The organism is Myxococcales bacterium, assembly GCA_016717005.1.
In the GTDB taxonomy this organism is placed as follows: domain Bacteria; phylum Myxococcota_A; class Polyangia; order Haliangiales; family Haliangiaceae; genus UBA2376.
This window is the reverse complement of sequence record JADJUF010000037.1, coordinates 1,226,205-1,250,411: the sequence shown is the minus strand read 5'-3', so window position 1 is coordinate 1,250,411 and position 24,207 is coordinate 1,226,205. Positions and strand designations below refer to the sequence as shown.

16 protein-coding genes and 1 pseudogene are annotated in these 24,207 nt (G+C 74.1%); 11 read left to right on the top strand and 6 right to left on the bottom strand.

Annotated elements, in window-relative coordinates; genetic code table 11:
* Positions 1 to 38 precede the first annotated feature (38 nt).
* Positions 39 to 491 (bottom strand): D-tyrosyl-tRNA(Tyr) deacylase, encoded by a 453-nt coding sequence (locus IPL61_29055; GenBank protein ID MBK9035258.1) that lies wholly within the window; start codon positions 489 to 491, stop codon positions 39 to 41.
* 134 nt (positions 492 to 625) lie between these two features.
* Here IPL61_29055 and IPL61_29050 point away from each other — a divergent pair, with 134 nt between their 5' ends.
* The 7 genes from IPL61_29050 (at position 626) to IPL61_29020 (ending at position 8,140) form a co-directional block, all read left to right on the top strand.
* Positions 626 to 1,114, top strand: coding sequence for a hypothetical protein (locus IPL61_29050; GenBank protein MBK9035257.1), 489 nt, complete (start codon positions 626 to 628; stop codon positions 1,112 to 1,114).
* A gap of 589 nt (positions 1,115 to 1,703) precedes the next feature.
* Entirely contained in the window at positions 1,704 to 2,642 is a 939-nt protein-coding gene (locus IPL61_29045) for a GAF domain-containing protein (protein ID MBK9035256.1), read from the top strand.
* Complete coding sequence (locus IPL61_29040; GenBank protein MBK9035255.1) at positions 2,531 to 3,268, top strand: hypothetical protein; 738 nt, start codon at positions 2,531 to 2,533, stop codon at positions 3,266 to 3,268. The genes IPL61_29045 and IPL61_29040 overlap by 112 nt, the downstream gene beginning before the upstream one ends.
* Positions 3,181 to 4,110: an ABC transporter permease gene (locus tag IPL61_29035; protein ID MBK9035254.1), complete on the top strand. Its 930-nt coding sequence runs from the start codon at positions 3,181 to 3,183 to the stop codon at positions 4,108 to 4,110. Before IPL61_29040 ends, IPL61_29035 begins: the two co-directional genes overlap by 88 nt.
* Complete coding sequence (locus IPL61_29030; GenBank protein ID MBK9035253.1) at positions 4,107 to 4,952, top strand: ABC transporter permease; 846 nt, start codon at positions 4,107 to 4,109, stop codon at positions 4,950 to 4,952. The genes IPL61_29035 and IPL61_29030 overlap by 4 nt, the downstream gene beginning before the upstream one ends.
* A 40-nt stretch (positions 4,953 to 4,992) precedes the next feature.
* Positions 4,993 to 5,310 carry a Rieske 2Fe-2S domain-containing protein gene (locus IPL61_29025; GenBank protein MBK9035252.1) on the top strand — a complete coding sequence of 106 codons (318 nt, stop codon included), beginning with the start codon at positions 4,993 to 4,995 and terminating at the stop codon, positions 5,308 to 5,310.
* Between the two features lie 322 nt (positions 5,311 to 5,632).
* On the top strand, positions 5,633 to 8,140 hold the full coding sequence (locus IPL61_29020) for a protein kinase (GenBank protein MBK9035251.1): 2,508 nt from the start codon (positions 5,633 to 5,635) through the stop codon (positions 8,138 to 8,140).
* Between the two features lie 1,113 nt (positions 8,141 to 9,253).
* On the opposite strand, the pseudogene IPL61_29015 reads toward IPL61_29020, so the two are convergent.
* A pseudogene (locus tag IPL61_29015) lies at positions 9,254 to 9,887 on the bottom strand (DUF4157 domain-containing protein).
* Positions 9,888 to 10,189: 302 nt separating this feature from the next.
* Positions 10,190 to 11,560: a sigma 54-interacting transcriptional regulator gene (locus tag IPL61_29010; protein ID MBK9035250.1), complete on the bottom strand. Its 1,371-nt coding sequence runs from the start codon at positions 11,558 to 11,560 to the stop codon at positions 10,190 to 10,192.
* Between the two features lie 345 nt (positions 11,561 to 11,905).
* On the opposite strand from IPL61_29010, the gene IPL61_29005 reads away from it, so the two are divergent.
* Positions 11,906 to 13,216, top strand: a complete 1,311-nt coding sequence (locus tag IPL61_29005) for a DUF4157 domain-containing protein (protein MBK9035249.1) — start codon at positions 11,906 to 11,908, stop codon at positions 13,214 to 13,216.
* A 145-nt stretch (positions 13,217 to 13,361) separates the two neighbouring features.
* Here the strand turns inward: IPL61_29005 and IPL61_29000 are convergent, their stop codons facing one another.
* The gene (locus IPL61_29000; GenBank protein MBK9035248.1) at positions 13,362 to 13,745 is read right to left on the bottom strand and encodes an SCP-2 sterol transfer family protein; all 384 of its coding nucleotides are present in this window, start codon (positions 13,743 to 13,745) and stop codon (positions 13,362 to 13,364) included.
* A 388-nt stretch (positions 13,746 to 14,133) separates the two neighbouring features.
* Between IPL61_29000 and IPL61_28995 the strand changes: the two genes are divergently transcribed.
* Together IPL61_28995 and IPL61_28990 are read left to right on the top strand one after the other, a co-directional pair.
* Complete coding sequence (locus IPL61_28995; GenBank protein MBK9035247.1) at positions 14,134 to 16,101, top strand: 3-hydroxyacyl-CoA dehydrogenase/enoyl-CoA hydratase family protein; 1,968 nt, start codon at positions 14,134 to 14,136, stop codon at positions 16,099 to 16,101.
* A gap of 13 nt (positions 16,102 to 16,114) precedes the next feature.
* The gene (locus IPL61_28990; GenBank protein ID MBK9035246.1) at positions 16,115 to 17,398 is read left to right on the top strand and encodes a thiolase family protein; all 1,284 of its coding nucleotides are present in this window, start codon (positions 16,115 to 16,117) and stop codon (positions 17,396 to 17,398) included.
* A gap of 366 nt (positions 17,399 to 17,764) precedes the next feature.
* Here IPL61_28990 and IPL61_28985 read toward each other — a convergent pair whose 3' ends face one another.
* Positions 17,765 to 18,826, bottom strand: a complete 1,062-nt coding sequence (locus IPL61_28985) for a carboxypeptidase regulatory-like domain-containing protein (protein MBK9035245.1) — start codon at positions 18,824 to 18,826, stop codon at positions 17,765 to 17,767.
* 69 nt (positions 18,827 to 18,895) lie between these two features.
* Here IPL61_28985 and IPL61_28980 point away from each other — a divergent pair, with 69 nt between their 5' ends.
* The gene (locus IPL61_28980) at positions 18,896 to 21,415 is read left to right on the top strand and encodes a hypothetical protein (GenBank protein MBK9035244.1); all 2,520 of its coding nucleotides are present in this window, start codon (positions 18,896 to 18,898) and stop codon (positions 21,413 to 21,415) included.
* A gap of 12 nt (positions 21,416 to 21,427) precedes the next feature.
* Here the strand turns inward: IPL61_28980 and IPL61_28975 are convergent, their stop codons facing one another.
* Positions 21,428 to 24,196: an insulinase family protein gene (locus tag IPL61_28975; GenBank protein MBK9035243.1), complete on the bottom strand. Its 2,769-nt coding sequence runs from the start codon at positions 24,194 to 24,196 to the stop codon at positions 21,428 to 21,430.
* Positions 24,197 to 24,207: the final 11 nt, after the last annotated feature.

Sequence of the window (24,207 nt, the reverse complement as noted above, 5' to 3'; positions counted from 1 at the left end):
CGCCCCCCGGCCAAGGGGCTCGGGATCCCCGCGCGCGGTCAGAACTGCCGGCGCGAGTCGATCATGATCGTGACCGGTCCGTCGTTGACCAGCTCGACCTGCATGTCGGCTCGGAACACGCCGGTCGCGACCTGCGCGACGCCGGCGCTGCGCACCGCCGCCACCGCCCGCTCGTACAGCGCCTCGGCTGGACCCGGGTCGAGCGCGTCGAGGAACGCTGGCCGCCGCCCCTTGCGCACGTCGGCGTAGAGCGTGAACTGCGAGATCATCAGCACCCCGCCGGCCACGTCGAGCACCGACCGGTTCATCTTGCCGTCGTCGTCGGCGAAGATCCGCAGGTTGACCAGCTTGTCGACCACGTAGCCGAGGTCGTCGTCGCCGTCGCCCTTGCCCGCCCCCAGCAGCACCACCAGCCCGTGACCGATCTCACCCACGACCGCGCCGGCCACGGTCACAGACGCGCGCCGGCAGCGCTGGATGACGGCTCGCATGCCGCGTACTTACGGCAGCGGCTGGGCCGGGGCAACCACCTGGGCGGCCCCGCAGTCCAACCTCGCACCTCCGCCGGCCAAGCCGGCCGTCCGCGATTGTGTCCACCGTCAACCCTGCTAGGATGCGCGCCCGCATGACCCGCCTCGGTCTCGTCCTCGTCCTCGTCCTCGCCGCCGCCTGTGGCAAGGAGATCGGCGACGAGTGCTCGTCGAGCCTCGACTGCGGTGACGGCACCGACCAGACCAGCATCTGCGACCAGCAGTCGCCCGGCGGCTATTGCACCGAGCTCGGCTGCGACTGGAACACCTGCCCGGACGAGGCGGTGTGCGTGCGGTTCTACTCGGCGTCGTTCACGAACAAGCCGTGCGTGCTGGCGACCGAGGACCTGACCACCGACGACTGCACCCTCGACGAGGTCTGCACGCTGCGCGGCCAGTGCGTGCCGCGGTCCTCGGAGATCCGGTACTGCATGCGCACCTGCAGCGGCTCGGGCGACTGTCGCGACCGCTACGAGTGCCGCGACGAGTCCTTGATGATGTCGCACGGCGGCGAGCCAGTGCCGAAGCCGGGCGAGCGCCTGGGCTCGGATCTCCCGGGCTTCTGCGCGCCCGCGCCGGGTTGATTCCGGAACCGACGAGCGAGCTTTGGGGACCGGCTCCTGGGTCGCAAATACCCAGGATCACTGGCGATTTTCGCCCTGCCGCGTCAGCTTTGGGGACCGGCTCCTGGGTAACGTTGGGGAGCGGCTCCTGGGTCGTAAATTCCCAGGATCACTGACGTTTTCGCCCTACCGCGTCAGCGTTGGGGACCGGCTCCTGGGTCGTAAATACCTAAACTTGCTGACTATTTTTCAACTCTGGGGAGCGGCTCCTGGGTCGTAAATACCCAGGATCACTGGCGAGTCTCGCCCTGCCGCGTCAGCTTTGGGGACCGGCTCCTGGGTCGCAAATACCCAGGATCACTGACGTTTTTGCCCTACCGCGTCAACGTTGGGGACCGGCCCCTTGGTTGCAAATACCTAGGATCACTGACGATTTTGCCCTGCCCGTCAACGTTGGGGCCCTCAGCGTTGGGGACAGCGCATGGGTCAACATCCCAGGATCAGTGGTGCCTTCTCGCCTACCTCGGCAGCTTTGAGGACCAGGATCTCCGCCTGGGGCGGTGGACGCGATCGGAAACCGCAGCGAAACACGGGGGTGGCATGGTGGGGCATGACCTCGCGCCCGGCCACCGTCCACATCCACCACGCCGGTGATCGCTCGGTCGACGGCATCCTGCGGCTGATCGCGGTCGCCGGCGAGGACGCGCCGCTCGAGCAGGCGCTGACGACGATGTGCCGCGAGCTCGCGGCGATCACCGAGGTCGACGTCGTCAGCGCGTACGTCCGGGAACCGGACGAAGACGGCGTCGACCGCCTGGTCATGCGCGGCAACCACGGCTTCCCGCCCGGCGCGATCGGCGCGGTGCGCCTGAGCTTCGGCGAGGGCCTGACCGGGCTGTGCGCCGAGTGCCTGCGCCCGGTGTCGGTCGCGGTCGGCCCCGACGAGCGCCACTTCAAGCTGGTGCCGGGCCTGGGCGAGCAGTTCCCCGCGTACCTGGGCGTACCGTTGATCGGTGGCGGCCGCGCGCTCGGCGTGCTGGTGCTGCAGCGCCGGGCCCGGACCGGGTTCACGCCGACCGAGGTGACGCTGGCGACCGCGCTCGCGGCGCCGGTGACGCTCGCGGTCGAGCGCCGGTTCGGGCGCGCGGCGATGGCCCAGGCGCGCGGCTCGATGGCGTCACCGTGGCCCCGGGCTCGGCGGTCGCGCGCGCGACGATCCTGCCGACCCTGGCGGCGCTCGGCGAGCGCGGCGACCTCGACATCGCCGGGGCCCTGGCGCGCCTGCCGACCGATCTCGAGCGCGCGCGCCGACGCCTGCGCAAGCACGGCGACGCCGACGCGCAGGTGGCGCTGGCCGAGGTCGAGCTGCTCCTGCTCGACGGCCGGCTGCACGAGCGGGTCGCCGCGGCGCCGCCGACGGTGGCGGGCCTGGCGACCGTGGCCCGCGACTACGCGCGCGCGCCGTTCAAGGTGGCCGCGGCCCACGGCCACGCGCCGGCGTTCGATCGCGCGGCCGAGGTCGAGGACCTGCTGGTGCTCTTGGGCGTGATGGCCAGCGACGCCGCGGCCCTGCCGCCCGGCGGCATCTGGATCGGCGAGCGCGTCGGCGGCCTGGTGGCGCTGGTCGCGTGCGCGCGCGCGGCCGGCGCGATCGTGGTCGAGGGCGCGGCCACGCCGGCGGCGGCGGCGATCGCCCGGGCCGACGATCTGGCCGTCGCGGCCGAGGTCCGCGGGCTGCACGCGTGGGTCCGCCCCGGCGACCGCTGCACCGTCGACGCCGACGCCGACGGCGCCGCCGTGGTGCGCGTGAACCCCCCTGGCCGCGGACGCTCGGTCCGTCACCGAGCGCGGCGCGGCGCGACCAGCGAGGCGGCGACGCGATCGACGACGCCCCGGCTGGCCGCGTACGCTCGGTCCGTCACCGAGCGCGGCGCGGCGCGACCAGCGAGGCGGCGACGCGATCGACGAAACCCCGGCCGGCCGCGGACGCGCGGTCCGCCACCGAGCGCTGCGCAGCGGGAACAGCGGGGCGTCGACGCGATCGACAAAGCCCCGGCCGGCCGCGTACGCTCGGCCCGCTCGTGCCGCTGGGCGCCTTCATCCTCCGACGCCTCGGCCTCGGCATCCTGTCGATGCTCGGGGTGTCGCTGCTGGTGTTCCTGTTCCTGCACGTGATCCCCGGCGACCCGGTCGATCACCTGGCCGGCGGCGAGGCCACGCCCGAGCAGCGCGCGAAGATCGTCAAGTGCATGGGCCTCGACGTGTCGCTGCCCGAGCAGTTCGTGAACTTCATGGGGCAGGTGGCCGACCGCACGCTCGGCCACCAGTGCCCCGATCCCGAGGGCAAGCCGACGGTGGCCGACCTGATCGCCGACGCGTTCCCGCACACCGTGGCGCTGGCCCTGGTCGGGCTCGCGTTCGCGATCGTGATGGCGCTGCCGCTCGGCATCTACGCGGCGCTCCGGCGCGGCACCTGGTTCGACACGCTGGCGGCGATCGGCGCGCTGGCCGGGATCGCGATCCCGAACATGCTCCTGGGGCCGCTGCTGCTGCTGCTGTTCTTCGTCGATCTCGGCTGGCTGCCGGGCCTGTTCGAGATCGGCCCCGCCGCGATCATCCTGCCGGCGTTCGCGATCGGCACCCACCTGATGGCGATGCTCGCGCGCATGACCCGCTCGGCGATGGTCGAGGTGCTGGGCGAGGACTACCTGCGGACCGCGCGCGCCAAGGGCCTGCCCGAGCGCGTCGTCGTCTGGAAGCACGCGCTGCGCAACGCGATCATGCCGGTCGTGACCGTCGCCGGCTTGCAGTTCGGCAGCCTGCTGTCCGGGTCGATCATCATCGAGAACATCTTCGCGCGCCCGGGCCTGGGCTCGCTCTTGCTGGCGGCGATCCGCGAGCGCAACTACCCCGTGGTCCAGGGCTGCGTGCTGGTGATCGCCGGCTCGTACGTGCTGGTCAACATCGCCGTCGACGTCGCCTACGGGCTGATCGACCCGCGGGTGCGGCGGGCGTGAGCGGCGTGCGCTTCAAGCAGTGGTCACCGAGCGTGTGGGTCGGCGCGATCATGGTCGCGGTGTTCATCGTGCTCGGCCTGTTCGGCCCGTGGCTGGCGCCGTACCCGGTCGGCGCCCGCGCGATGGATCTCGATCACATGTACGCGCCGATGTCGTGGGCGCATTGGCTCGGCACCGACAAGAGCGGCATCGACACGCTGTCGCAGCTGCTGCACGGCGCCCGCGAGGCGCTGATCCTGTCGGTGATCGTGGTCGCGATCAGCGCGTCGATCGGCGTGACGATCGGCATGGTCGCCGGCTACGCGCGCGGCGTCGTCGACGAGGTGATCATGCGCGTCGTCGACATCTTCCTGGCGTTCCCGGGGCTCCTGCTCAACATCGCGATCGTCGCGGTCGTGGCGCGGCCGGGCCTGCCGATCTTCATCATCGCGCTGTGCGCCAACGGCTGGGTCGGCTACGCCCGGGTCGCCCGCGGCCAGGTGCTCACCCTGCGCGAGCGCGACTACGTCATCGCGGCCAGGGCCCTGGGCGCGTCGACGCCGCGGATCCTCTTCCACCACATCGCGCCCAACCTGATCGCGCCGCTGCTGGTGCAGATGTCGCTCAGCTTCGGCAACGTCATCGCCGCCGAGGCGTCGCTGTCGTTCCTCGGGCTCGGCCCCCAGATCGATCACACCTGGGGCGCGATGCTCGAGCAGGGCACGTCGTTCCTGTGGAAGCCCGGCTTCCGCCACTACGCGCTGGCCGCCGGCTTCGCGATCGCCTGGGTCGTGCTCGCCGCCAACCTGCTCGGCGACGGCCTGCGCGATCGCCTCGACCCGCGCCAGCGAGGCCGGCTCTAGTGCGCGGCCTTCGACCTGGGGTCGAGGCGACGGCGCGCTAGTGCTGCGCGTGCGCCTGGCGCGGCTGGCCGACCTGCCCACCGACGCGCTCGTGGCGTTCACCGTCGCGGGCGTCACCTGGCCCGTGCTCGCGGGCGTGTTCGGCGGCGAGATCATCGCCACCGCCGGCGTGTGCCCGCACGAAGACGTCGCGCTCGCCGACGGCGAGGTCGACCTCGCCGACGGCTGCCTCACCTGCCCCGGCCACGGCTACGTCTTCGACCTGCGCACCGGCGCGTGCTTGCACGATCGGTCCTTGAACCTGCGCCGCTACCGCGCGGTCGTCGTCGGCGACGAGGTCTGGATCGAGCTGGTGTGACGCCGGTCAGGCCGACGGTCGAGCCCGAGCACGAGCTCGCGCCACGGCCCGAAGTCCTCGGCGCTCACCAGGGGACGGACCTCTGAGCCCACGTCGGCTCGCCACCTCCCCGACGTCCGTCCGCACGCGCGCGCTTCCGACCCAGCTGACGCCCGGGTGCGCCCGCGGCCGTGCGGCCGTGCGGCCGATGCGACCGCGGCGACCGCGGCGCGCGCGCTTCCGACCCAGCTGACGCCCGGGTGCGCCCGCGGCCGTGCGGCCGATGCGACCGCGGCGCTCGTGGCGCTCCCGATGTGCCGCGCCGCTGCGCTAGGCTCGCCTCATGGCGAGCGGCGACGAGACCATGCCGATGCAGGACGCGTCCGGCGCGGGCGTGGCGCGGCCGCCGTCGAGCGGCGCCGCGGCGATGGCGCCGGGCGGCACCGTCGGGCGGTTCGTCGTCCTCGGGGCGCTCGGCGCCGGTGGCATGGGCGTGGTGCTGTGCGCGTTCGATCCCGAGCTCGACCGCAAGGTGGCGATCAAGGTGCTGCGCCACGGCGGCGCCGGCGTCGAGGCGCGCGTGATGCTGCAGCGCGAGGCCCAGGCGATGGCCAAGCTCGCGCACCCCAACGCGGTGACGGTGTACGAGGTCGGCCGCGCCGGCGAGCACGTGTTCATCGCGATGGAGCTGATCGACGGCAGCACGCTCAAGGCCTGGCTCGTCGACGAGGAGCGCCGCTGGCGCGAGATCGTCGCCGTGTTCATCGCCGCCGGGCGCGGGCTGCAGGCAGCGCACGACGCCGGCCTGGTCCACCGCGACTTCAAGCCAGAGAACGTGCTGATCGGCAAGGACGGGCGGCCCCGGGTCAGCGACTTCGGCCTCGCCGAGAGCGGCGTGCGCGTCGACGCCTCGCCGACCGCCGACCCCGGGCACAGCCTCAGCGTCGACGGCGCCGTGATCGGCACCCCGAAGTACATGGCGCCCGAGCAGTGGCTGGGCGGCGAGGTCGACGCCCGCAGCGATCAGTTCGCGTTCTGTGTCGCGCTGTGGATCGCGCTCGGCGGCCAGGCGCCGTTCGACGGCCACACCGCCGACGAGCTGCGCGCCGCGGTGATCGCCGGGCAGCGCCGCGAGGGCGCGGCCCGCTCGGAGCGCCAGGTGCCGACCTGGCTGTGGCCGCTGCTCGATCGCGGGCTCGCCGTCGAGCCCGCGCAGCGCTGGCCCAGCGTCGCGGCGCTGCTCGACGCCATCACCGAGCGGATGACCTTGCGGCGCCGCGCCTGGGTGCTGGGCGGCGCGGCGGCGATGGTGCTGTCGGCGAGCGGCGCGGTGCTCGTCGCCGGGCGCGGCGGCCACGACGTGTCCGCGGTGTGCGCGCCGCCCGACGCGCGGCTCGCCGTCGTGTGGGGCGCCGCCCGCAGGGCGTCGCTCGCCACCCATCTCGCCGCCATCGATCCGACCTACGGCGCGGCCCGTCACGCGGCGGCGGCGGCGGTGTTCGATCGCGCGGCGCCAGCGTGGCGCGACATGTTCGTCGAGACCTGCCGCGCCAACAAGGTCGAGAACCGGCAGTCCGACACGGTGCTCGACGCCCGCATGAAGTGTCTCGACCGCTGGCTGGTCGGGCTCGACGGCGCGGTGCGCACGCTCGAGCGAGCCGGCGACGCCGCCGCGCTCGAGGGCGCGATCAAGGCGACCACCACGGTCGCGGCGCTCGACGGCTGCGCCGACCCCGACGCGCTGCTCGCGGCCCAGGACCTGCCCGAGGCGCCAGCCGCGCGCGCCGAGGCCACGGCCATCCTCGCCGAGGTCGAGGCCGCCAACAACGCTCGCCGCGCCGGCGTGACCGACGGGCTCGCCGCCCGCGCCGACGCCGCCATCGCCCGCGCCCGCACGCTCGGCCACGAGCTCACGCTGTCGCGCGCGCTCGCGCTGCGCTGGCGCATCGCGGTCGTCACCGGCGACATCCCCGGCGGCCTCGCGTTCCTCCGCGAGCTGACCGAGGTCGCGTCGCGCGGTGGTGACGACGTCGAGGCCGCCAAGACCTGGTCGCTGATGGGCCGCCTGACCGCCCAGTTCCAGGGCCAACCCGACCAGGCCCGCGTCATGATGCTCGCGGCCCGCGCCGCCTCGGCCCGCGCCGGCGATCCGCCGCTGGTCCGCGCCGAGGTCCTCACCAACGAGGCCGACGTGCTCACCGCGGCCGGCGACACCGACGGCGCGCTCGCTGATCTCGACGAGGCCCGCCGCCTGCTGCAGCGCGCCGGCGCCGACCAGCCCGGCTCACCGGTCGCGTCCCAGCTCGCCGGCCTCTTGCAGTCGCTCGGCGAGGCCCACTGGTACGCCGGGCGCCACGACGCCGCGCTCCCACCCCTGCGCGAGGCCATCGTCCTCTACGATCGCGCCTTCGGCCCCGACACCGCCGACGCCGCCGGCGTCTACCTCGACGTCGCCCAGGTCCTGCGCGACCAGCGCACGTACCCTGACGCGCTCGCCGCCGCCGACCAGGCCGTCCGCGTCCGCATGCGGCGCGACCCCGACGCCGTCGACACCGCGCTCGCCATCTCCACCCGCGCCTCCATCCTCACCTACCTCGGCCGCCACGCCGAGGCCATCGCCGACGCCGAGCGGGCCGTCGCGCTCGGCGCCGCCGCGCTGGCGCCCGACGACGGCGTCCTGCTCTCTCTCCGCTCCACCGTCGCCGACATCCTGGTCGACGCCGGCCGCCGGTCCGCCGCCGCCGCCATCTACCGCGACCTCCTCGCCATCGCCGATCGCACCGGCATGGACTCCGCCAACGTCGCCATGTGGCAGCGCAACCTCGCGCGCCTCGACGCGCCGCGCCCCTGACGCCCGGCTCATCGCCGCCGCCGCCTGGTCGAGGGCGTCAAGGTGGAGCCGGCGAGCTGGTCACTTCCCGAACTTCAGCGCGGCGACCGACTGCTGGTTGATGAGGTAGGCGATGTATTTCGCCGCCTTGATCGCGCTCTCCTTGCGAATAGCGGGATCCAGGCGGTCTTCGATCATTCCGGCTGCGGCGAACAGCGCATCCTGGCCCACCGAGTTCTCCGGCACCCAGGCCTGGCCGCCGCCGGGGGTGATCTCGAACCGCCCCTTGCCGCCATAGCCCGCGACGGTGACGCGCAGCGTGGCGCCGAGGTCGCCGATCGTCGCCTTGCCGTGCTCCTCGACCACGCCCTCGGTCTCGCGACCGACGCCGCGCCAGTTGGAGCCCGTGATCGTGATCCCTGCGCCCCGCTCGTGCCTGCACTCGATCTCGATCGCGCCCTTCTCGGGGTCCTGGCCGGCGACGTCATCGGCCCATGCGCCTGCGGTCGCGTGGCGCCCCGCGGTGGCGCGGGTCCAGGCCCCGGCCGCCTGGGCTGCCTGGAGATCGGGGGCGGCAGGGGCGCGCGCATCGATCCCGGTGGCCAGGCCGGCGAGTGACTCCGGGCCCTTCGCGACGCGGCCGAGCTCGTCGGTGTGCTTGATGAGCTCCTGCACCGCCCCGTGCTCGGCGTCGTTGATCGCGAGCGTCTGCGCCTCGACGAAGTTGTCCGCCGCGTCGGTCTCCTTCTTGCCCTCGAAGTGCTCCTTGGTCTTCTCCTTGCCGATGTCGACCGCCTTGTCCTTCACGACGTCGGCGAGCTTCTCGATCAGCTTCTTCGCCAGCTTCGACTCGGCGAACTCCACCACGCCCGCGCCCACCGGGCCGAGCACGGCGCCGATGACGCCACCGACCACGCCGGCCGCGAGGTCGCCGAGCAGCGACTTCTTGGGCGCGGAGTCCTTCTTGAGCGCCGCGCCGAGGCGGGTCAACCCGGCCTGCTGGTTCTTGAACAGGCGCCGGTACGCGTTCTCCGCCAGGCGGCTGGCGGAGGTGATCGTCAGTGACCCGTCGGCCCCAGCGTCGGCCTTCGCGTCGCCGGTCGCCTGGGGGCCGACGTCGCGCTGGACCGCGCTCGAGGCACCGCCGCCGACCCTCGCGCTCAGCAACTCGGCGGCGCTCTCGCCGCGCACCACGGCGTCAGCGACGGCGTCGGCGTGCTGCTCGTAGACGTCCCCGACCTCACCGACGCCGCCCTTGAGGTGAACGCCGGCGCGCTGCTGGATGACGTGGGCGGCCTCGTGGGCGGCGGTGTGGAGGTCGGGCGCGCCGGCGAAGGCGACGTGGTCGCCGGTCGCGAAGGCCTGCGCGCCCATACCGGTGGCGGCCGCGGCGGCAGCGCCGTCGGTGTGCGCGCGCACCCCGCTCACGTCGTGGTGGCCGAACGCGGCCTGGATCTGCTCGAGGAATGGCAGCGGGCCGCCGGCGCCCGCGGTCCCGGCGGCGGCCAGGGCGTGGACGTCGGGGCCCGGGTCGGCGACCGCGCGGCGTTGCACCGGCATCGCCAGCAGCTGATCGACGAACGCCGCATCGCTGAGCGTCGGGTCGACGTACCGCGGCGGTGGCGCCGCGCTCGGGGGCGCCGCGGCGTCGGCCGCCTTGCGCTGCAGGCGATCGGTGAGGGAGCGCTTCCCGGGCGCGCCCCGGGACGTGGTGGCGGAGTCGTGCGGACCCTCGTGCTCGCGATCGAACCGGTAGGACATGGGGCAGGACTCAGCAACGGTCACGCCAGCCACCGTCGCCGGCCCAAGTGCCCGTCGAGGCTCGGGCCGTCGTCGTGTGACCACCGGGTCAGGTCAGATCGTCCTGACAGATCGTCCGGCAACCCGTTCGCGCGACGGCCCGCACGCGCGCGCGGGCGGCGATGACCGAGCCCGCCACGCCCGGGCGCGGGGTTCAGATCGGAGCTTGTAGCGTTTCGGTCGACGCCCCGGGAGTTCGCGTCCTGGGTGGGGGCCCTCATCGGGGCTTGCCCCCGATGGGGGAGGGTTCGGCGACCACCCCTCGGGAAATCAGGTGCGCGGGCGCGGGACGCGGTACAGGCCGAGCTTGTTGGCCAGCGTCGTGCGGGCCATGCCCAGCGCGCGCGCGGCCCGGGTCTGGTTGCCGGCGCAGTCCTCGAGCGCGGCGATGATGCGTGCCCGCTCGGCGAGCTGCTCGGCGTCGAGCCCGATCACGGCTGGGTCATCGGTCGCGACCGTGGCCGCGCGGGCGCGGGCCGGTGCCGCGACCGACGGGGGCGCGTCGGCCGCCAGCGAACGGGTGAACGCCAGGTGGCGCACGCCGATCGTGCCGGCGCGCGCTAGCAGCACCGCGCGCTCGATCACCGCGCGCAGCTCGCGCACGTTGCCGGGCCAGGCGTAGGCCTCGAGCGCAGCCAGCACCTCGCCGTCGAGCCGGGCGTGGCCCCCGGCGCGCTTGCCGGCGGCCTCGAGGAAGCCCAGCGCCAGCGGGCCGATCAGCCGCGCGCGCTCGCGCAGCGGCGGGATCACCAGGGTCATGCCGTCGAGCCGGAAGAACAGGTCGCGGCGGAACCGCCCGGCCGTCACCTCGGCGGGCAGGTCGCGGTTGGTGGCGGCGATGAAGCGCACGTCGACCGGCACCGGCCGGGTGGCGCCGATGCGCAGCACCTCGCGGTGCTCGATGGCGCGCAAGAGCTTGGCCTGGACCGACAGCGGTAGCTCGCCGACCTCGTCGAGGAACACCGTGCCCCGGTCGGCGGACTCGAGCAGGCCCGCCTTCTGCGCGGCGGCGCCGGTGAACGCGCCCTTCTCGTGACCGAACAGCTCGCTCTCGAGCAGCGTGTCGCTCAGCGCCGCGCAGTTGATGCGCGTGATCGCGCCCGGCCGGCCCGACAGCGCGTGCACCGTCTCGGCCAGCACCTCCTTGCCGACGCCGGTCTCGCCCAGGATGACCACGTTGGTCAACGTCGCCGCCACGTCGCGCACCAGGCGCGGCACGCCGGCCGGCGTCGGATCGATGATGCGGGTGGCGTCGCGCGCCGACAGCGAGCGGTCGTCGACGCTGACGCCGGCCACCAAGACGAAGGAGAAGGGCCCGATGTGGAAGCTGTCGTTGGCCGCCAGCCGCACCGGCGCGCCGCCGCGGTGCTGCTCGCCGGCGACCCGGGTGCCGTTGGTCGAGCCCAGGTCCTGGATCGTGCGCGGCGGCCCCTGGCGCAGGATCGCGTGGCGCCGCGACAACACGCGGTGATCGATCTGCACGTCGCAGCCATCGGCCCGGCCGATCACCAGGTCGCGATCGCCGAGCACGTGGGTCGCGAACGTGCCCTCGCCGGCCACGAGCAGCACGGCGGCGCCGATCGCGCCCGCGCCGGGGCCGACCGCCGGGGTCGGCTCCTCTGAGGCTGGGGCCCGCCGCATGCCGGCGTCAGCCTACCACGGGCCCACGCCGGCGCGCCGCGCGCCATCGACGGCCGCGGGCGTCACCAACCTCCGCAGCGATCAGCGTGTGCTCCTGCAAGCTCGACACCGTGCCCGCCCGCGCTAGCACGATCGCTCGCTGCTCCTGCGCCGCTACCGCGCGGTCGTCGTCGGCGACGAGGTCTGGATCGAGCTGGTGTGATCGCGATCGCGGGTGCGGGATCCGCAGGTCCCACCGGCCGCGGGCGCCGGGCCCTCGAGGTCCCGACGGCCGTGGCCAAACCCAGGCCCGACGCGCCCGTAGGCCGCGTGGGCCGTGGCACATCGCTTGCGATTGCCTGGTCCATGTTCCATCGTCGCTACGCGTCGCAGGATCCCGTTGGCGCTGCCGGGTCGTGGTCGGGGCCGGCGCCTGGCAAGCGCACGCTCACCGCAGACCTGCCGGCCCAGGCCAAGCGCGGCGGCGCGCCCCGAGGCGGCCAGCTGCCCAGCCCCTCGACCGGCGCCCCGCTCCCGGCCGCCATCGCGCAGGCCGCCGGCGCCGAGTTTGGCCACGACTTCTCGGCGGTGCGCGTGCACCACGACGGGGCCGCCGAGCAGCTCGGGACCCAGGCGTTCGCCCGGGGCGACGACCTGCACTTCGCGAGCGGCGCGTTCCAGCCCGACGCACAGGCCGGGCGCGCGCTGATCGGTCACGAGCTCGCCCACGTGGCGCAGCAACGCGACGGCCGCGTCGAGGCCACCGGCGAGGCCTGCGGCACACCGGTCAACACCGACGCCGCGCTCGAGGCCGAGGCCGACCGACGCGGCGACGCCTTCGCCGACGTGGTGCAGGGCTTCGACATCGACGAGCTGCTGGCGATGCCAGCGCCGCGCGCGGCCCGCAGCGCGGGCGCGCCGGTGGCCCAGGGCGCCGACCTGTCGCCCGAGGAGGATCGCGATCACGACGGCGAACCGGACAAGGTCACCGTGCCCATCCGGCCGTGCGTGGGCGTCTGCCGGCCCAAGGGGCCGAGCGAGGAGAACCACTGGGGCCTGCCCGAGCCGCTGCTGACCCGGATGGGTGGCGACCTGCCCCTGGTCGACGTGACCACCGGCACGACCACCATCAAGCTCGCGACGCCGTTCGGCTCGTCGTCGCTGGGCAGCGACGGCAAGTTCAAGATCACGATCAAGGACGGCGACCTCACCGCCGGCACCGACGGGACGAAGGTCGAGGTCGGCGGCAAGGTGGGGCCGGTGTCGGGCGCGGTCGACAGCACCGGCAAGGTCAGCGGCGCGGCGCAGGTCGGCCCGTTCACCTTCGCCGCCGACTCCGGCGGCAAGGCGTCGTTCAGCGCCGCCGGGGTCAAGATGGAGTACGACCGCAACACCGGCCAGATCGCCACCACGTTCACGCCCGAGCTGAGCTGGGGGCCCGCCACCTTCAAGGGCGCCGCGGTGCCCGGCGGCGTCAAGATCACCCTCGAGCTCAAGCTCGCGCTGTCGAAGGACTGGTCGATCACGATCGCGCAGGAGTACATCTTCAAGAAGACGATCACCGACGCGGAGGCCCAGCGCGCGGTGATCGAGGCGGTCGTCGACCCGTTCTTCGAGGCGGTCAACGGCGGCCAGGGCAACTTCTCGGATCTGCTGCGCGCCCTGGGCGGCCCGTGAGCTGACCGCGCGGCGCGGCGGGCGTCGAGCCTGCGCCATCGCAGCCGGGTCCGATCGGCGCCGTCGTCGAGGAGGGGCCGCCGCCGCGATCCGACCCGCCGCGACCCGCCACCCGCCGCGACCCGCGCCGCCACGAGCGCGGGCGCTACGCGGTGATCGCGGCGATCTGCTGGGCCAGGCGCAGCTGCGCGGCGCTGGGCTCGGCGGTCTGCATCGCGACCAGCTGGGCCAGGTCGCCGTCGACCGTGATCTCGCCGGCCAGGAACGCGCCGATGCCGGCGGCGGCGTCGCCGTCGACGAAGATCTTCCGGGCGAGGTCGGCGGCGAGGGTGATCGCGGTGGCCGCGGCCTGGTGGCCACGCGCGAAGACGCCGTCCTGCAAGAACACCTGGGTGTCGCCGCGTGGGCCGGTGATCGTCACGTTGATCTTGGCCGCCTTGTGCGCCGGCGGTAGGTCGAGATCGCCGGCGGCGGCGATCAGCGCGTCGACCTGGGCGAACCATTCTTCGGACAGGAACTCGTAGGACATCGCGGCGCAGGGTACCCACGCGGGCGGCCAGGAGGGAGCCTCACGATCCACTGGTTGGGCCGGCGCGGACGCAGAGCGTGCCAGGACCGCACAGCGACACGCGGGCGCGCGGGCGCGGGCGGCGCGACGCCGACACCGCCATCGAGGGTACGCACCGCGGCGCGGCGCAGGCGGCGCGATGCCTGCCATCGCCATCGAGGGTACGCGCAGCGACGCGGGCGCGCGATGCCCGGCGACACCGTCGCGCCGAGCGTGACAGGACCGCACAGCGACGCGCGGTCGCGTGGTCGCGGGCCGCGCGATGCCTGGCCACGTGGGCGCGCTTCCTGGTACACCGCACGTGGACCGCCGCGACGGCGGCCACCCACACGACGCGAGGAGTCATCGCATGATCGTCGGTGTCATCGGCTCTGGATCCATCGGCCCGGACCTGGCCTACGGGTTTCTGACCGCCATCGCGCGCGAGCCCGGCGCGAAGGTCTACCTGGTCGATATCAAGCAGGAGGCGCTCGACGCCGGCGTGGCGCGGATCCGCGGCTACGCGAGCAAGGGCGTGGCCCGCGGCAAGCTGGCGCCCAAGGTGGCGCAGGCGATGGAGGCCGCGCTGGTGCCGACCCAGGACCTCGGCGCGCTCAAGGACTGCACCTACGTCCTCGAGGCCGCGTCCGAGGACCTGACGATCAAGCGCGCGATCCTCGCCAAGCTCGAGGCGGTCGTGGCGCCGAGCTGCCTGATCGGCTTCGCGACCTCGGGCCTGCCGCGGGCGCAGATCGCGGCCGAGGCCACGCACCCCGCGCGCTGCTTCGTCAACCACCCGTTCTTCCCGGCCTGGCGGGCGCTGCCGATCGAGATCGTGCTATCGGGCGACGCCGCGCTCGGCGCGCAGATGATCGCGACGATGAAGCGGCTCGGCAAGGTGCCGATCCTCACCGCCGACGTCGAGTGCTTCGCCGCCGACGACATCTTCTGCAACTACATCAGCGAGGCCGCGCGCATCGTCGAGGCCGGGCTCGCGACGCCGGCCCAGGTGGATCGCATCGTCAACGACGCGATCGGCGGCGGCGGCCCGTTCAACGTCATGGACGCGACCCGCGGCAACCTCCTGACCGCGCACTGCCAGGAGCTGATGGAGCACGCGCCGACCGGCACGCCGTGGTTCCGCGCGCCGGCGATCCTGACCACCCAGGGCAACAGCCCGTGGTTCGCCAAGGGCGCCGCCGTCGACGGCCGCTACGACGCGGCGCTGGGCCGCACGGTGCTCGATCGGATCCTCGCGGTCCTGTTCGGACGGACCTTCGCGGTCCTCGACGCCGGCACCTGCGCGGCCACCGAGCTCGACTGGCTGACGCGCATGGCGCTGGGCTTCCGCAAGGGCCTGCTGGCGCTGGCCCAGGAGTACGGCGCGGCGCGGGTGCACGAGCTCGTGACCCGGTTCGCGCGCGACCACGCCGGGTTCCCGGTGCCGGCGACGATCGCCGCCCAGGCGCTGGCGCCGGTGCGCCCCAACACGCTGGTCGAGCGCGACGGCGACGTCGCGGTCGTGCGGGTGTTCCGCCCCGAGGTGAAGAACGCGCTCAGCGCCGCCACGATCGGCGAGCTCGGGGCGATCTTCGCCGAACTCGGCGCCGACCCGACGGTGAAGGGCGTCGTGCTGTCGAGCTACGACGGCGCGCTGGCCGGCGCCGACATCAACGAGCTGGCGGCGCTGCCGTCGGTCGAGGCCTGCCGCGCGGTGTGCCTGACGACCCACCCGATCTTCGCGGCGATCAGCGCGCTGGGCAAGCCGGTGGTGGCGGCGCTCGACGGCCCGGTCCTCGGCGGCGGCGCCGAGCTGGCGATGGCGTGCCACGCGCGCGTGGTCGGCCCGCAGCTGGTGCTGGGCCAGCCCGAGGTCAACCTCGGCATCATCCCCGGCTACGGCGGGACCCAGCGGCTGCCGCGGCTGATCGGCGTCGAGCGCGCCGCCCGGCTGATCCGCACCGGCGCGTCGATCGGCGCGGCCGAGGCCTGCGCCTGGGGCTGGGCCCACGGGGCGCCGGCCGCCGACGTGCTCGGCGCGGCCAAGGCGCTGATCGCCGATCACCTCGCCGGCAAGGTCAAGCTGGCGCCGGTGAACCCGGAGCCGATCCCGGTGCCGGCGCGGCTGCCGGCGGTCGACCTCGGCCATCGCTCGCTCGCGATCGACGCGATCGTCTGCGACGTGCTGCGGCGCGGGCTGGCGCTGCCGCTGGCCGAGGGCCTCGCGCTCGAGGCCGACGGCTTCGGCCGCTGCAAGGCCACCGTCGACATGGACCTCGGCATGAAGAACTTCACCCAGAACGGGCCGCGCGTCCCCGCCGCCTTCCTGCATGAGTAGAGGAGCGACCACCATGGCAACCGACGATCGCACCATCGTGATCCTCGACGGCGGGCGGCGCACGCCGCGCGCCGACATCCTCGTCAACAACCGCGAGCCCGGCCTGTTCGCGCGGTTCTCGACCACCCAGCTGGGCGGCTTCGCGATCGCCGGCGCGCTGGCGCAGACCCAGCTCGATCGCGGCCTCGTGGGCCACGTGGTCATGGGCATGGCCCAGCACAGCCACCGCGACTCGATCTACGCCGCGCGCGGCATGGGCTGGCGCGGCGGCCTCGACCAGACCGTGCCGGCGCTGACCGTCGCGCGCATCTGCGGCAGCGGCGCCGAGGCGGTCGCGGTCGGCGCCGAGATCATCCTCGGCGGGCTGCGCCACGACCACGCCCGCCCGTTCATCGTCGTCGGCGGCGCCGAGAGCATGCAGTACCCGTTCACGCTCTACGGCGTGCGCGGCAAGAAGATCGGCGAGGCCGTGCAGAAGTATGGGCCGATCGACACCAAGACCCTGCCGGCCGGCACCCACCTGCAGGACATGCTGCTGATGAGCCTGTACGACCCGTCGGCGGGCATGGCCATGGCCAACACCGCCGAGGAGCTCGGGCGCCGGTACGGCATCACCCGCGACGAGGCCGACGCGTTCGGGTTCCGGTCGCAGACCCGGGCCAAGGCCGCGCGCGATCGCGGCGCGTTCCGCGAGGAGACGGTCGCGGTCACGGTCCAGCAGGACGGCGCGGCCGAGCCGTTCGAGGTCGTCCACGACACCCACATCGTCGACGACGTGTCGCTGGCGAAGATGGGCCGGCTGCCGGCGGCGTTCGAGGCCGGCGGCATCGTCACGGCCGGCAACGCCAGCGCGGTCGTCGACGGCGCCGGCGCGATGATCATCGGCACCGCGGCCGACGCCGCCAAGCACGGCGCGAAGCCGCTGGCCCGGCTCGCCGGCGTCGGCGTCGCCGGCTGCGACCCGCGGATCATGGGCTGGGGGCCGGTGCCGTCGACCGAGCGGGCGCTGGCCGCCGCCGGGATCAGCGGCAAGGACATCGAGCGGGTCGAGCTCAACGAGGCGTTCGCGCCCCAGGCGCTCGCGGTCATCCGCGACTTCGGCGAGATGGGCATCGACGCCGGGACGGTGAACCCCGAGGGCGGCGCGATCGCGCTGGGCCACCCGCTCGGCGCCACCGGCGCGATCCTGACCCTGACCTGCGCCTACGGCCTGCGCCGCGCCAAGCAGCGCTACGGCCTGGTGACGATGTGCATCGGCGGCGGCCAGGGCATCTCGCTGGTGCTCGAGGCGCTCTAGCGCTCCGACCGCGTGATTCTGAACCGCCACGATCCCTTCAGGTCGCTTCGCGCCTGTGAGAACCCCGCCGATGCATCTCCATGGGCTGCGTTGCAGCTCCTCGAGTTACGGAGAGTAGCCCGTCGTCGGTTCGCCTTGCCCCTGGCGCGCCTCGACGCCGTGGACGGATCACAAGCACGCGGTCGGAGCTCTAGTACCTCGCCGCAGTGGATCTGACCGGTTGCGGGCGTCGAGGCGCGCCGAGCGCAAGGCGAACCGACGACGGGCTCCTCGCTGGAACTCGAGGAGGTTCAACGCAGCGATCGGCGATGGATCGGCGTCCTCAACCGGTCAAGTTCATTGCGGCGAGGTACTAGCGCGCCACGATCACGGCCCGGCGGCGTCGCCGCACAGGAGGCCGAGCGGCTGCATCGCGCGCTGCCCGGCGACGAGGGTCAGCGTCGGTCGATCGCCGATGCAACCCGGCCGGCTGGCCACTAGCTTGGCGGGGCCGGCCGGGAGATCGGGCACCAGGAACGTGCCGTGGGCGTCGGTGGTGACCGCGGCCAGCCGCAGGTCGCCGACCCAGACGACGATCTCGACCCCGGCCAGCTCGGCGCCGCGATCGTCGAGCGCGCGCCCGGCGACGCCGGCGGCCGGCGCCAGCGCGCTCGACGCGTTGCCCGCCAGGTCGGCCGTGACCATCGCGCGCACCAGCGCGACGCCGCGATCGGGCGCGACCACGAGGACCGCGTAGCTGCCGGGGGCCAGGCCGTCCCAGCGGAAGCTCCCGCCGGTGCCGACGAAGCGCCGGGGCGGCAGCGGCGTCGGCTGCGGCACGCGATCGCGCACGACCGGGTGGCCGGGCCCGAAGTCGCCGAGGAAGATCGGCGTGACGATCAGATCGGCTGGGCGCGCGCCGGCCAGCGTGACCTCGCCGACCAGCGCGCCGGCGCCCGGCGGCACCGGCGGCAGCTCGCGCGGCGGCGGCACCTCGGCGGCCGGCACCGCCCGGACGATCAGCTCGGGATCGAGCGCCGCGCCGACGGTCCAGTCCTCGGCGTCGGTCAGCACCAGCGGCGCGCCGCCGCGCGTGGCGGCGACCTGCCAGCGGCCTTCGCCGAGGGCCAGGGCCGCGCGCCCGAGGGGGTCGGTGGTCGCGGTGAGCACGACGATCGCGCCCCCGCCGTCGGCGCGCCGCAGCGTGAGCGTCACGTCGGCGAGCGCGGTCCCGGCCCGCGCGTCGATCACCGCGATCGGCAGGGTGGGCCCCCGCGGCGCGGTCGCCGCGACGACCGGCGCGACCGGCGCGCGCGTGGCCACGCCGGCGTCACGCGACCGGCGCGCGCGCGGCGCGTCGAAGGGCCGATCGTGCGCGGCCCAGCGGTACGCGACCGCGCCGAGGCCGAGGCCGAGCGCCAGCGCGATCCACACGCGGAGCCGTGTCACGCCTCACTATTACCGCAACCGCGCGCGCATCCGGTAGCCGCGCCGGCGGCGGACCTGCGAAGCTCGGGCGTGCTCGCCTGCCGGACGCCGCTTGCGCTGGTCGCGATCGCCGCGGTCGCGTGTGGCCCCGCCGCCGCGCCCCGGCCCGCGACCGCGCCGGTCGTGACGCCGCAGCCCCCGCCGGTGCCGGCGCCGGCGCCCGACGTCGGGCTCGGGCCGCCGCCCGCGGTCACGCTCGACGACGACGTCACCCCGGTCGCCTACCGGCTCGACCTCGCGCTCGATCCCTCCGCCACGACCTACGCCGGCGTCGTCGAGATCGACGTCACGCTCGCGCGCCCGACCCGCGCGATCTGGCTGCACGCCGACCGCCGCATCACCGTCGACGCCGCCACCGCGCGCCGGGGCACGACCACGCTCGGGGCGCTGACCCAGGCCCGCCCCGGCCCGCCCCGCACCACCCGCGAGAGCCTGCTCGGCCTCGGGCTCCCCGCCGCCGCCACCGGCGCGCTGACGCTGCGGCTCGAGTTCAGCGCGCCCTACGGCGATCGCGTCGGCATCTTCGCGCAGCGCAGCGGCGACGATCGCTTCGTCTACTCCGACTTCGAGCCGGCCGACGCCCGCGCCGCCTTCCCGTGCTTCGACGAGCCGCGCTGGCGGACGCCGTTCGCGGTGGTGGTGCGCACGCCCGACGGGGTCGCGGCCTACGCGAACATGCCGACCACCGGGACGACCCGCGAGGGCGACTGGCTGGTGCACCAGTTCGAGCCGACGCCGCCGCTGCCGACCTACCTGGTCGCGGTCGCGGCCGGTCGGTTCACCGCCGTCGACGTGCCCGGCGCGCCGGTGCCCGCGCGGCTGATCGCGCCGCCGGCGCTGGCCCACGTCGAGCAGGCCCGCGCGGTGCTCGGACCGATCGTCACGACCTCGACCCGGTGGCTGGGGCGGCCGTGGCCCTGGCCCAAGCTCGACGTGATCGTGGTGCCGTCGCTGAGCGGCGCGATGGAGAACCCGGGGCTGATCACGATCGCCGCCAGCATCGCCACCGGCGCGGTCCACGCCGACGAGCGCGCGCTCGTGGCGCTGGTGCTCGCGCACGAGGTCGCGCACGCGTGGTTCGGCACCGTGGTCACGCCGCGGACCTGGCGCGAGCTGTGGCTCAACGAGGGCCTCGCGACCTGGATGTCCGATCGGGTGCTGCGCGAGCTGCCGACCCCGACCCGCGCGGCCACCGATCACGTGCTCGACCGGCTCGAGGTGATCGCCGAGGACCAGGCCGACCTCGCCCACGCGCTGCGGCCGGCGACGATCGCGCACCCGCGCGCGCTGCTCGACGGCCTCACCTACCAGAAGGGCGCGGCGCTGATGCACGCGTGGGCGGCGTGGCTGGGCGACGCGCCGGTGCGCGCGGCGCTGGGCGCGTACCTCGACCGCCACGCCGGCCAGGTCGTCGACAGCGACGATCTGATCGCCGAGCTGGCGCGCCTGGCGCCCGAGCTCCCGATCGCCGCGGTCGCCACCGACGGGCTCACCCGCGCCGGCGCGCCGGCCGTCGTCGCCGAGCGCCTGTGCCTGCCGGGCCGGGCGCTGGTGCGCGTGACCGCCACCGATCATCGGGTCACGCCGGTGTGCGTGCGCTGGAGCGGTGGCCGCGCGTGCGCGGTCGTCGACGACGTTGCGACGATCGAGCTCGGCGCCACCTGCCCGGCCTGGCTGACCGCCGACGCCGGCGGCGACGGCTACTACCGCTGGCAGCTGGTCGGGGGCGACTGGGCGGCGCTCGCCGTCGCGCCGCTCACGCCCGCCGAGCGCGTCAGCGCGCTCGAGGCCGTCGTCGATGGCGTCGTCGCCGGGACCGCGACCCGCGACGATCTGGTGGCGACGCTGACCGCCGCGATCGCCACCGGCGACGCCGGCGCGCTGGCCGCGGCCGCGCCCTGGCTCGGGATCGTCGACGCCGCCAGCGCCGACCGCGCGCGCCCGGCGCTCGCCCGCGTGCTGCACGCCGCCACCGATCGCGCGCTGGCCCACCTCGGCCGCGCCGCCATCGCCGCCGAGCCCGACGCCCGCGCCGACGCCCGCGCCCGCGCGCTCGAGCTGGCCGGCGTCGCCGGCGACGACCGGGCCGCCGTCCGCTGGGCCCGCCGCACGGTCGCGTCGTGGCGCCGCGGCGCCGCCCTGCCGGCCGCGGTCATCGGCCCCGCGCTGGTGATCGCCGCCCACCGCGGCAACGCCCGCGCCCGCGCCCAGGTGCTGGCGATCGCCCGCCGCGACGACGCGCGCACCGAGCCGCTGGCGCCGTACCTCGGCCGCGCCCTGACCGCCCTGCCCGACGCGACGCTGTACCCGCTCGTCATCGACGGCGCCCAGCTGCCGCTGCGGGTCCGCGTCGAGGCCATGGGCGCGCTGCTCGAGCGCCCCGATCGCGCGGCGACGATCGCGCCGGTGCTGGCCGCGCGGGTCGGGCCGATGATGGCCTTCGCCACCACCCGGCCGTGCCAGGCGCCGCCGCCCGCGCTCACCCAGCGCCCCTACCTCGCCGCCGTCGCCGCCCGCTGTCAGACGCTGGCGGCCCGGCTCACGCCGTGACCGCCGCGCGCGTCACTTGTAGTCGGGCTCGATCAGCTTGACCTGATCGATGCCGGCGTCGGCGAACGCCTTCTCGAGCGACGGCCGGTCGCCCTGGCACACGACGACCTCGCCCGCGGGATCGAGCTCCCTGCCCATGAGCAGCTTGACCTGGGCCGGCGACACCGCGGCGATCTGCTTGACCAGCTGCTTGTAGTAGTCGGGCTTCAGGTTGAAGCGCGCGATCGTCGCCAGGCGCTGGGCCAGCTCGCTCGACACCGTCGACTGCGCCAGCAGGTCCTCGATCAGCGCGCGGCGGGCGCGCACGAAGTCGATGTCGAAGGTCGCGCCGGTGCGCAGCATCTCGACGCCGTCGCGCATGGCCTTGATGGCCTCGCCGGCGCGCGGGGCGTCGACGTTGCCGCCCATGGTGTAGGCCGACGGCCCGATCTGGGCCTGCCGACGCGCGTAGGTGCCGTACGTGGCGCCGAGCTTGAACCGGATGTCGCCCATGCGGATGTTGAGCATCTCGGTCAGCACGCGCCGCGCGGCCTCCTCGGCGCCGACCCCGGCCGGGGCCGGGTAGCCGATCGTGACCGTGACCTGGGGGTTCTCGACGCCGACCACGCCGACGAACTCGGGGCCGGTGCGGGTCCGCGCGGTGGCGTCGATGGGCTGATCGACGTGGCCCTTGCTCCAGCTGCCGAAGTTCGACGAGATCGTCCCGCGGGCCTTGGCCGGATCGAACTTGCCGACGACGATCAAGGTCGCGTTGCCGGCCGAGTAGTGGGTGCTGCGGAACGACGACAGGCGATCCTGGCCGATGCCGTCGGCCGACCCGGGCGTGAGCACCGCGTTCTTGGTGTACGGGTGATCGGCGCCGTAGAGCGCGGTCAGGACCTGGCGCTGGTACTCGACCTCGACCTGGTAGTCCTTGCGCTTGAACCGCTCCTTGAGCTGCTTGCGCCAGCCCTCGACCTGCTCCTGGCTGTAGACGCCGGCCTTGATCAGGCGCTCGAGGCCCTTGAGCATCGGGCCCATGTAGATGTCGAGGCCGCCGGCGGCGAAGAAGGTGTGGTCGTTGACGGTGAAGGCCTGGATGCCGATGCCGAGGCGCTGGAGCGCGTCGCTGTCGAGCGCCGGGCTCAGGAAGCTGGCCGCGGCGTCGGCCATGCCCGGCACCGAGCCCGAGTGGGCGTCGCCGACGTTGAACACGAGCATCGTCGACACCAGCGGCATCGGCGACTCGATCGGCAAGAGGATGACGTTCATGCCGTTGCCGAGCTGGTAGCGCTCGACCCGATCGAACACCGGCATGTCGGCCGCGACCTTGAGCGGCACCTTGGCCTCGCGCGGGTCGACCTCGGGGATCTCGCGCTTGTCGTGGCTCTTGGTCTGGAACGTGACCTTCGAGCGCTTGTCGCCGTGGATGCCGGACTTGCTGGCCTTGAACACGATGACCTTGGCGCGATCCCAGTCGAGCGTCTTCTTGGTCGCGCGCTCGATCAGGCCGCCGTCGAACTTCTGGATGCGCTCGAGCTGCTTGATCAGGTACAGGTCCTGCGACGCGAACTCGGTCTCGGTGTCGAACTGGATCGCGTCGCCCAGCGAGGTCGTCCGGGCCGGCAGGGTCTCGAGCTGGCGCAGGAACCCGGCCGCGGTGCGGGCCTTGAAGTCCTCGGTCTGCTGCCAGTTGGCGTCGTCGAAGTTGCGGTGGGCCTTGGCCGCCGCCTTCTTCACGAACTCGAGCGCCTCGCCCATCTTGTCGATGCCCTTGAGCTCGACGATCACGCCGAACACCGGCGCCAGCTCGCCGCCCAGGACGATCGGATCGACGCTGTAGGCGAAGTTGTAGTCGAAGGCCTGGCCCGCGGTCTCGAAGAACACGCGGTTGATGCCGTAGCGCACGGCGCGGCCCTCGGGGGTGTTCGCGGCCGGCAGCGGCCACGCCACGACCACGTACGGGCGCTCGATGTCGAGCTCGTAGTCGGCGCGGCCGGCGGTGACCGAGGTCACCGGCTCGACCTCGACCCGGGGCGCGCCGGCGCGCTTCTCGAGCCCGCCGAACCACTTGGTGATCGACGCGGTCGCGGCCTCGACGTCGACGCCGCCGGCGACGATCACGGTCGCGCGGTCGGGCGTGTAGTAGTTGTCCATGAAGTCGCAGACGTCCTGGAGCGTGATGTTGGTCAGGTTGGCGTCGTCGCCACCGATCATCCGCGCGTAGGCGTGCTGCTTGGGGTAGACCTGCTCGAGGATCATGTCGGGGATGCGGCCCTCGGGCGTGCCCCCGCGCTGCCGGATCTCGTTGCGCACGACCTCGCGCTCGCGCAGGAACTCGTCCTCGCTGATGGTCTTGCAGCGGAAGTGCATCCGCATCGCCTCGATCTTGACCAGATCGTCGAGGCGCTCGGACCGCCCCTGCATCATGTAGTGGGTCGTGTCCCAGTTGGTGTAGGCGTTGAAGAAGCTGGTCAGCGCCCCGATCGAGTGCATCAGCGGCTGGGTGTCGGGCCCGTCCGGCTTCTGCTGGAACATCATGTGCTCCACGAGGTGCGCGATGCCGGCCTTGCCCTGCGGGTCCTCGCGCGAGCCGACCTCGTAGCGCACGTCGACCTCGACCAGCGACGTCGTGCGATCGGGCATGATCACGAACCGCAGGCCGTTGGAGGTCAACGTGCCGCGCTTCTCGCCGTAGACGAACGTCGTCTTCGGCACCTCGGGGTTGCACGCGGCGAGCGTCGCGGACGCCAGGACCGCGGCGGTCATCAATCGGGCGAGCTGCATGGCGGGGATCTTCATGCAAGTCTCGC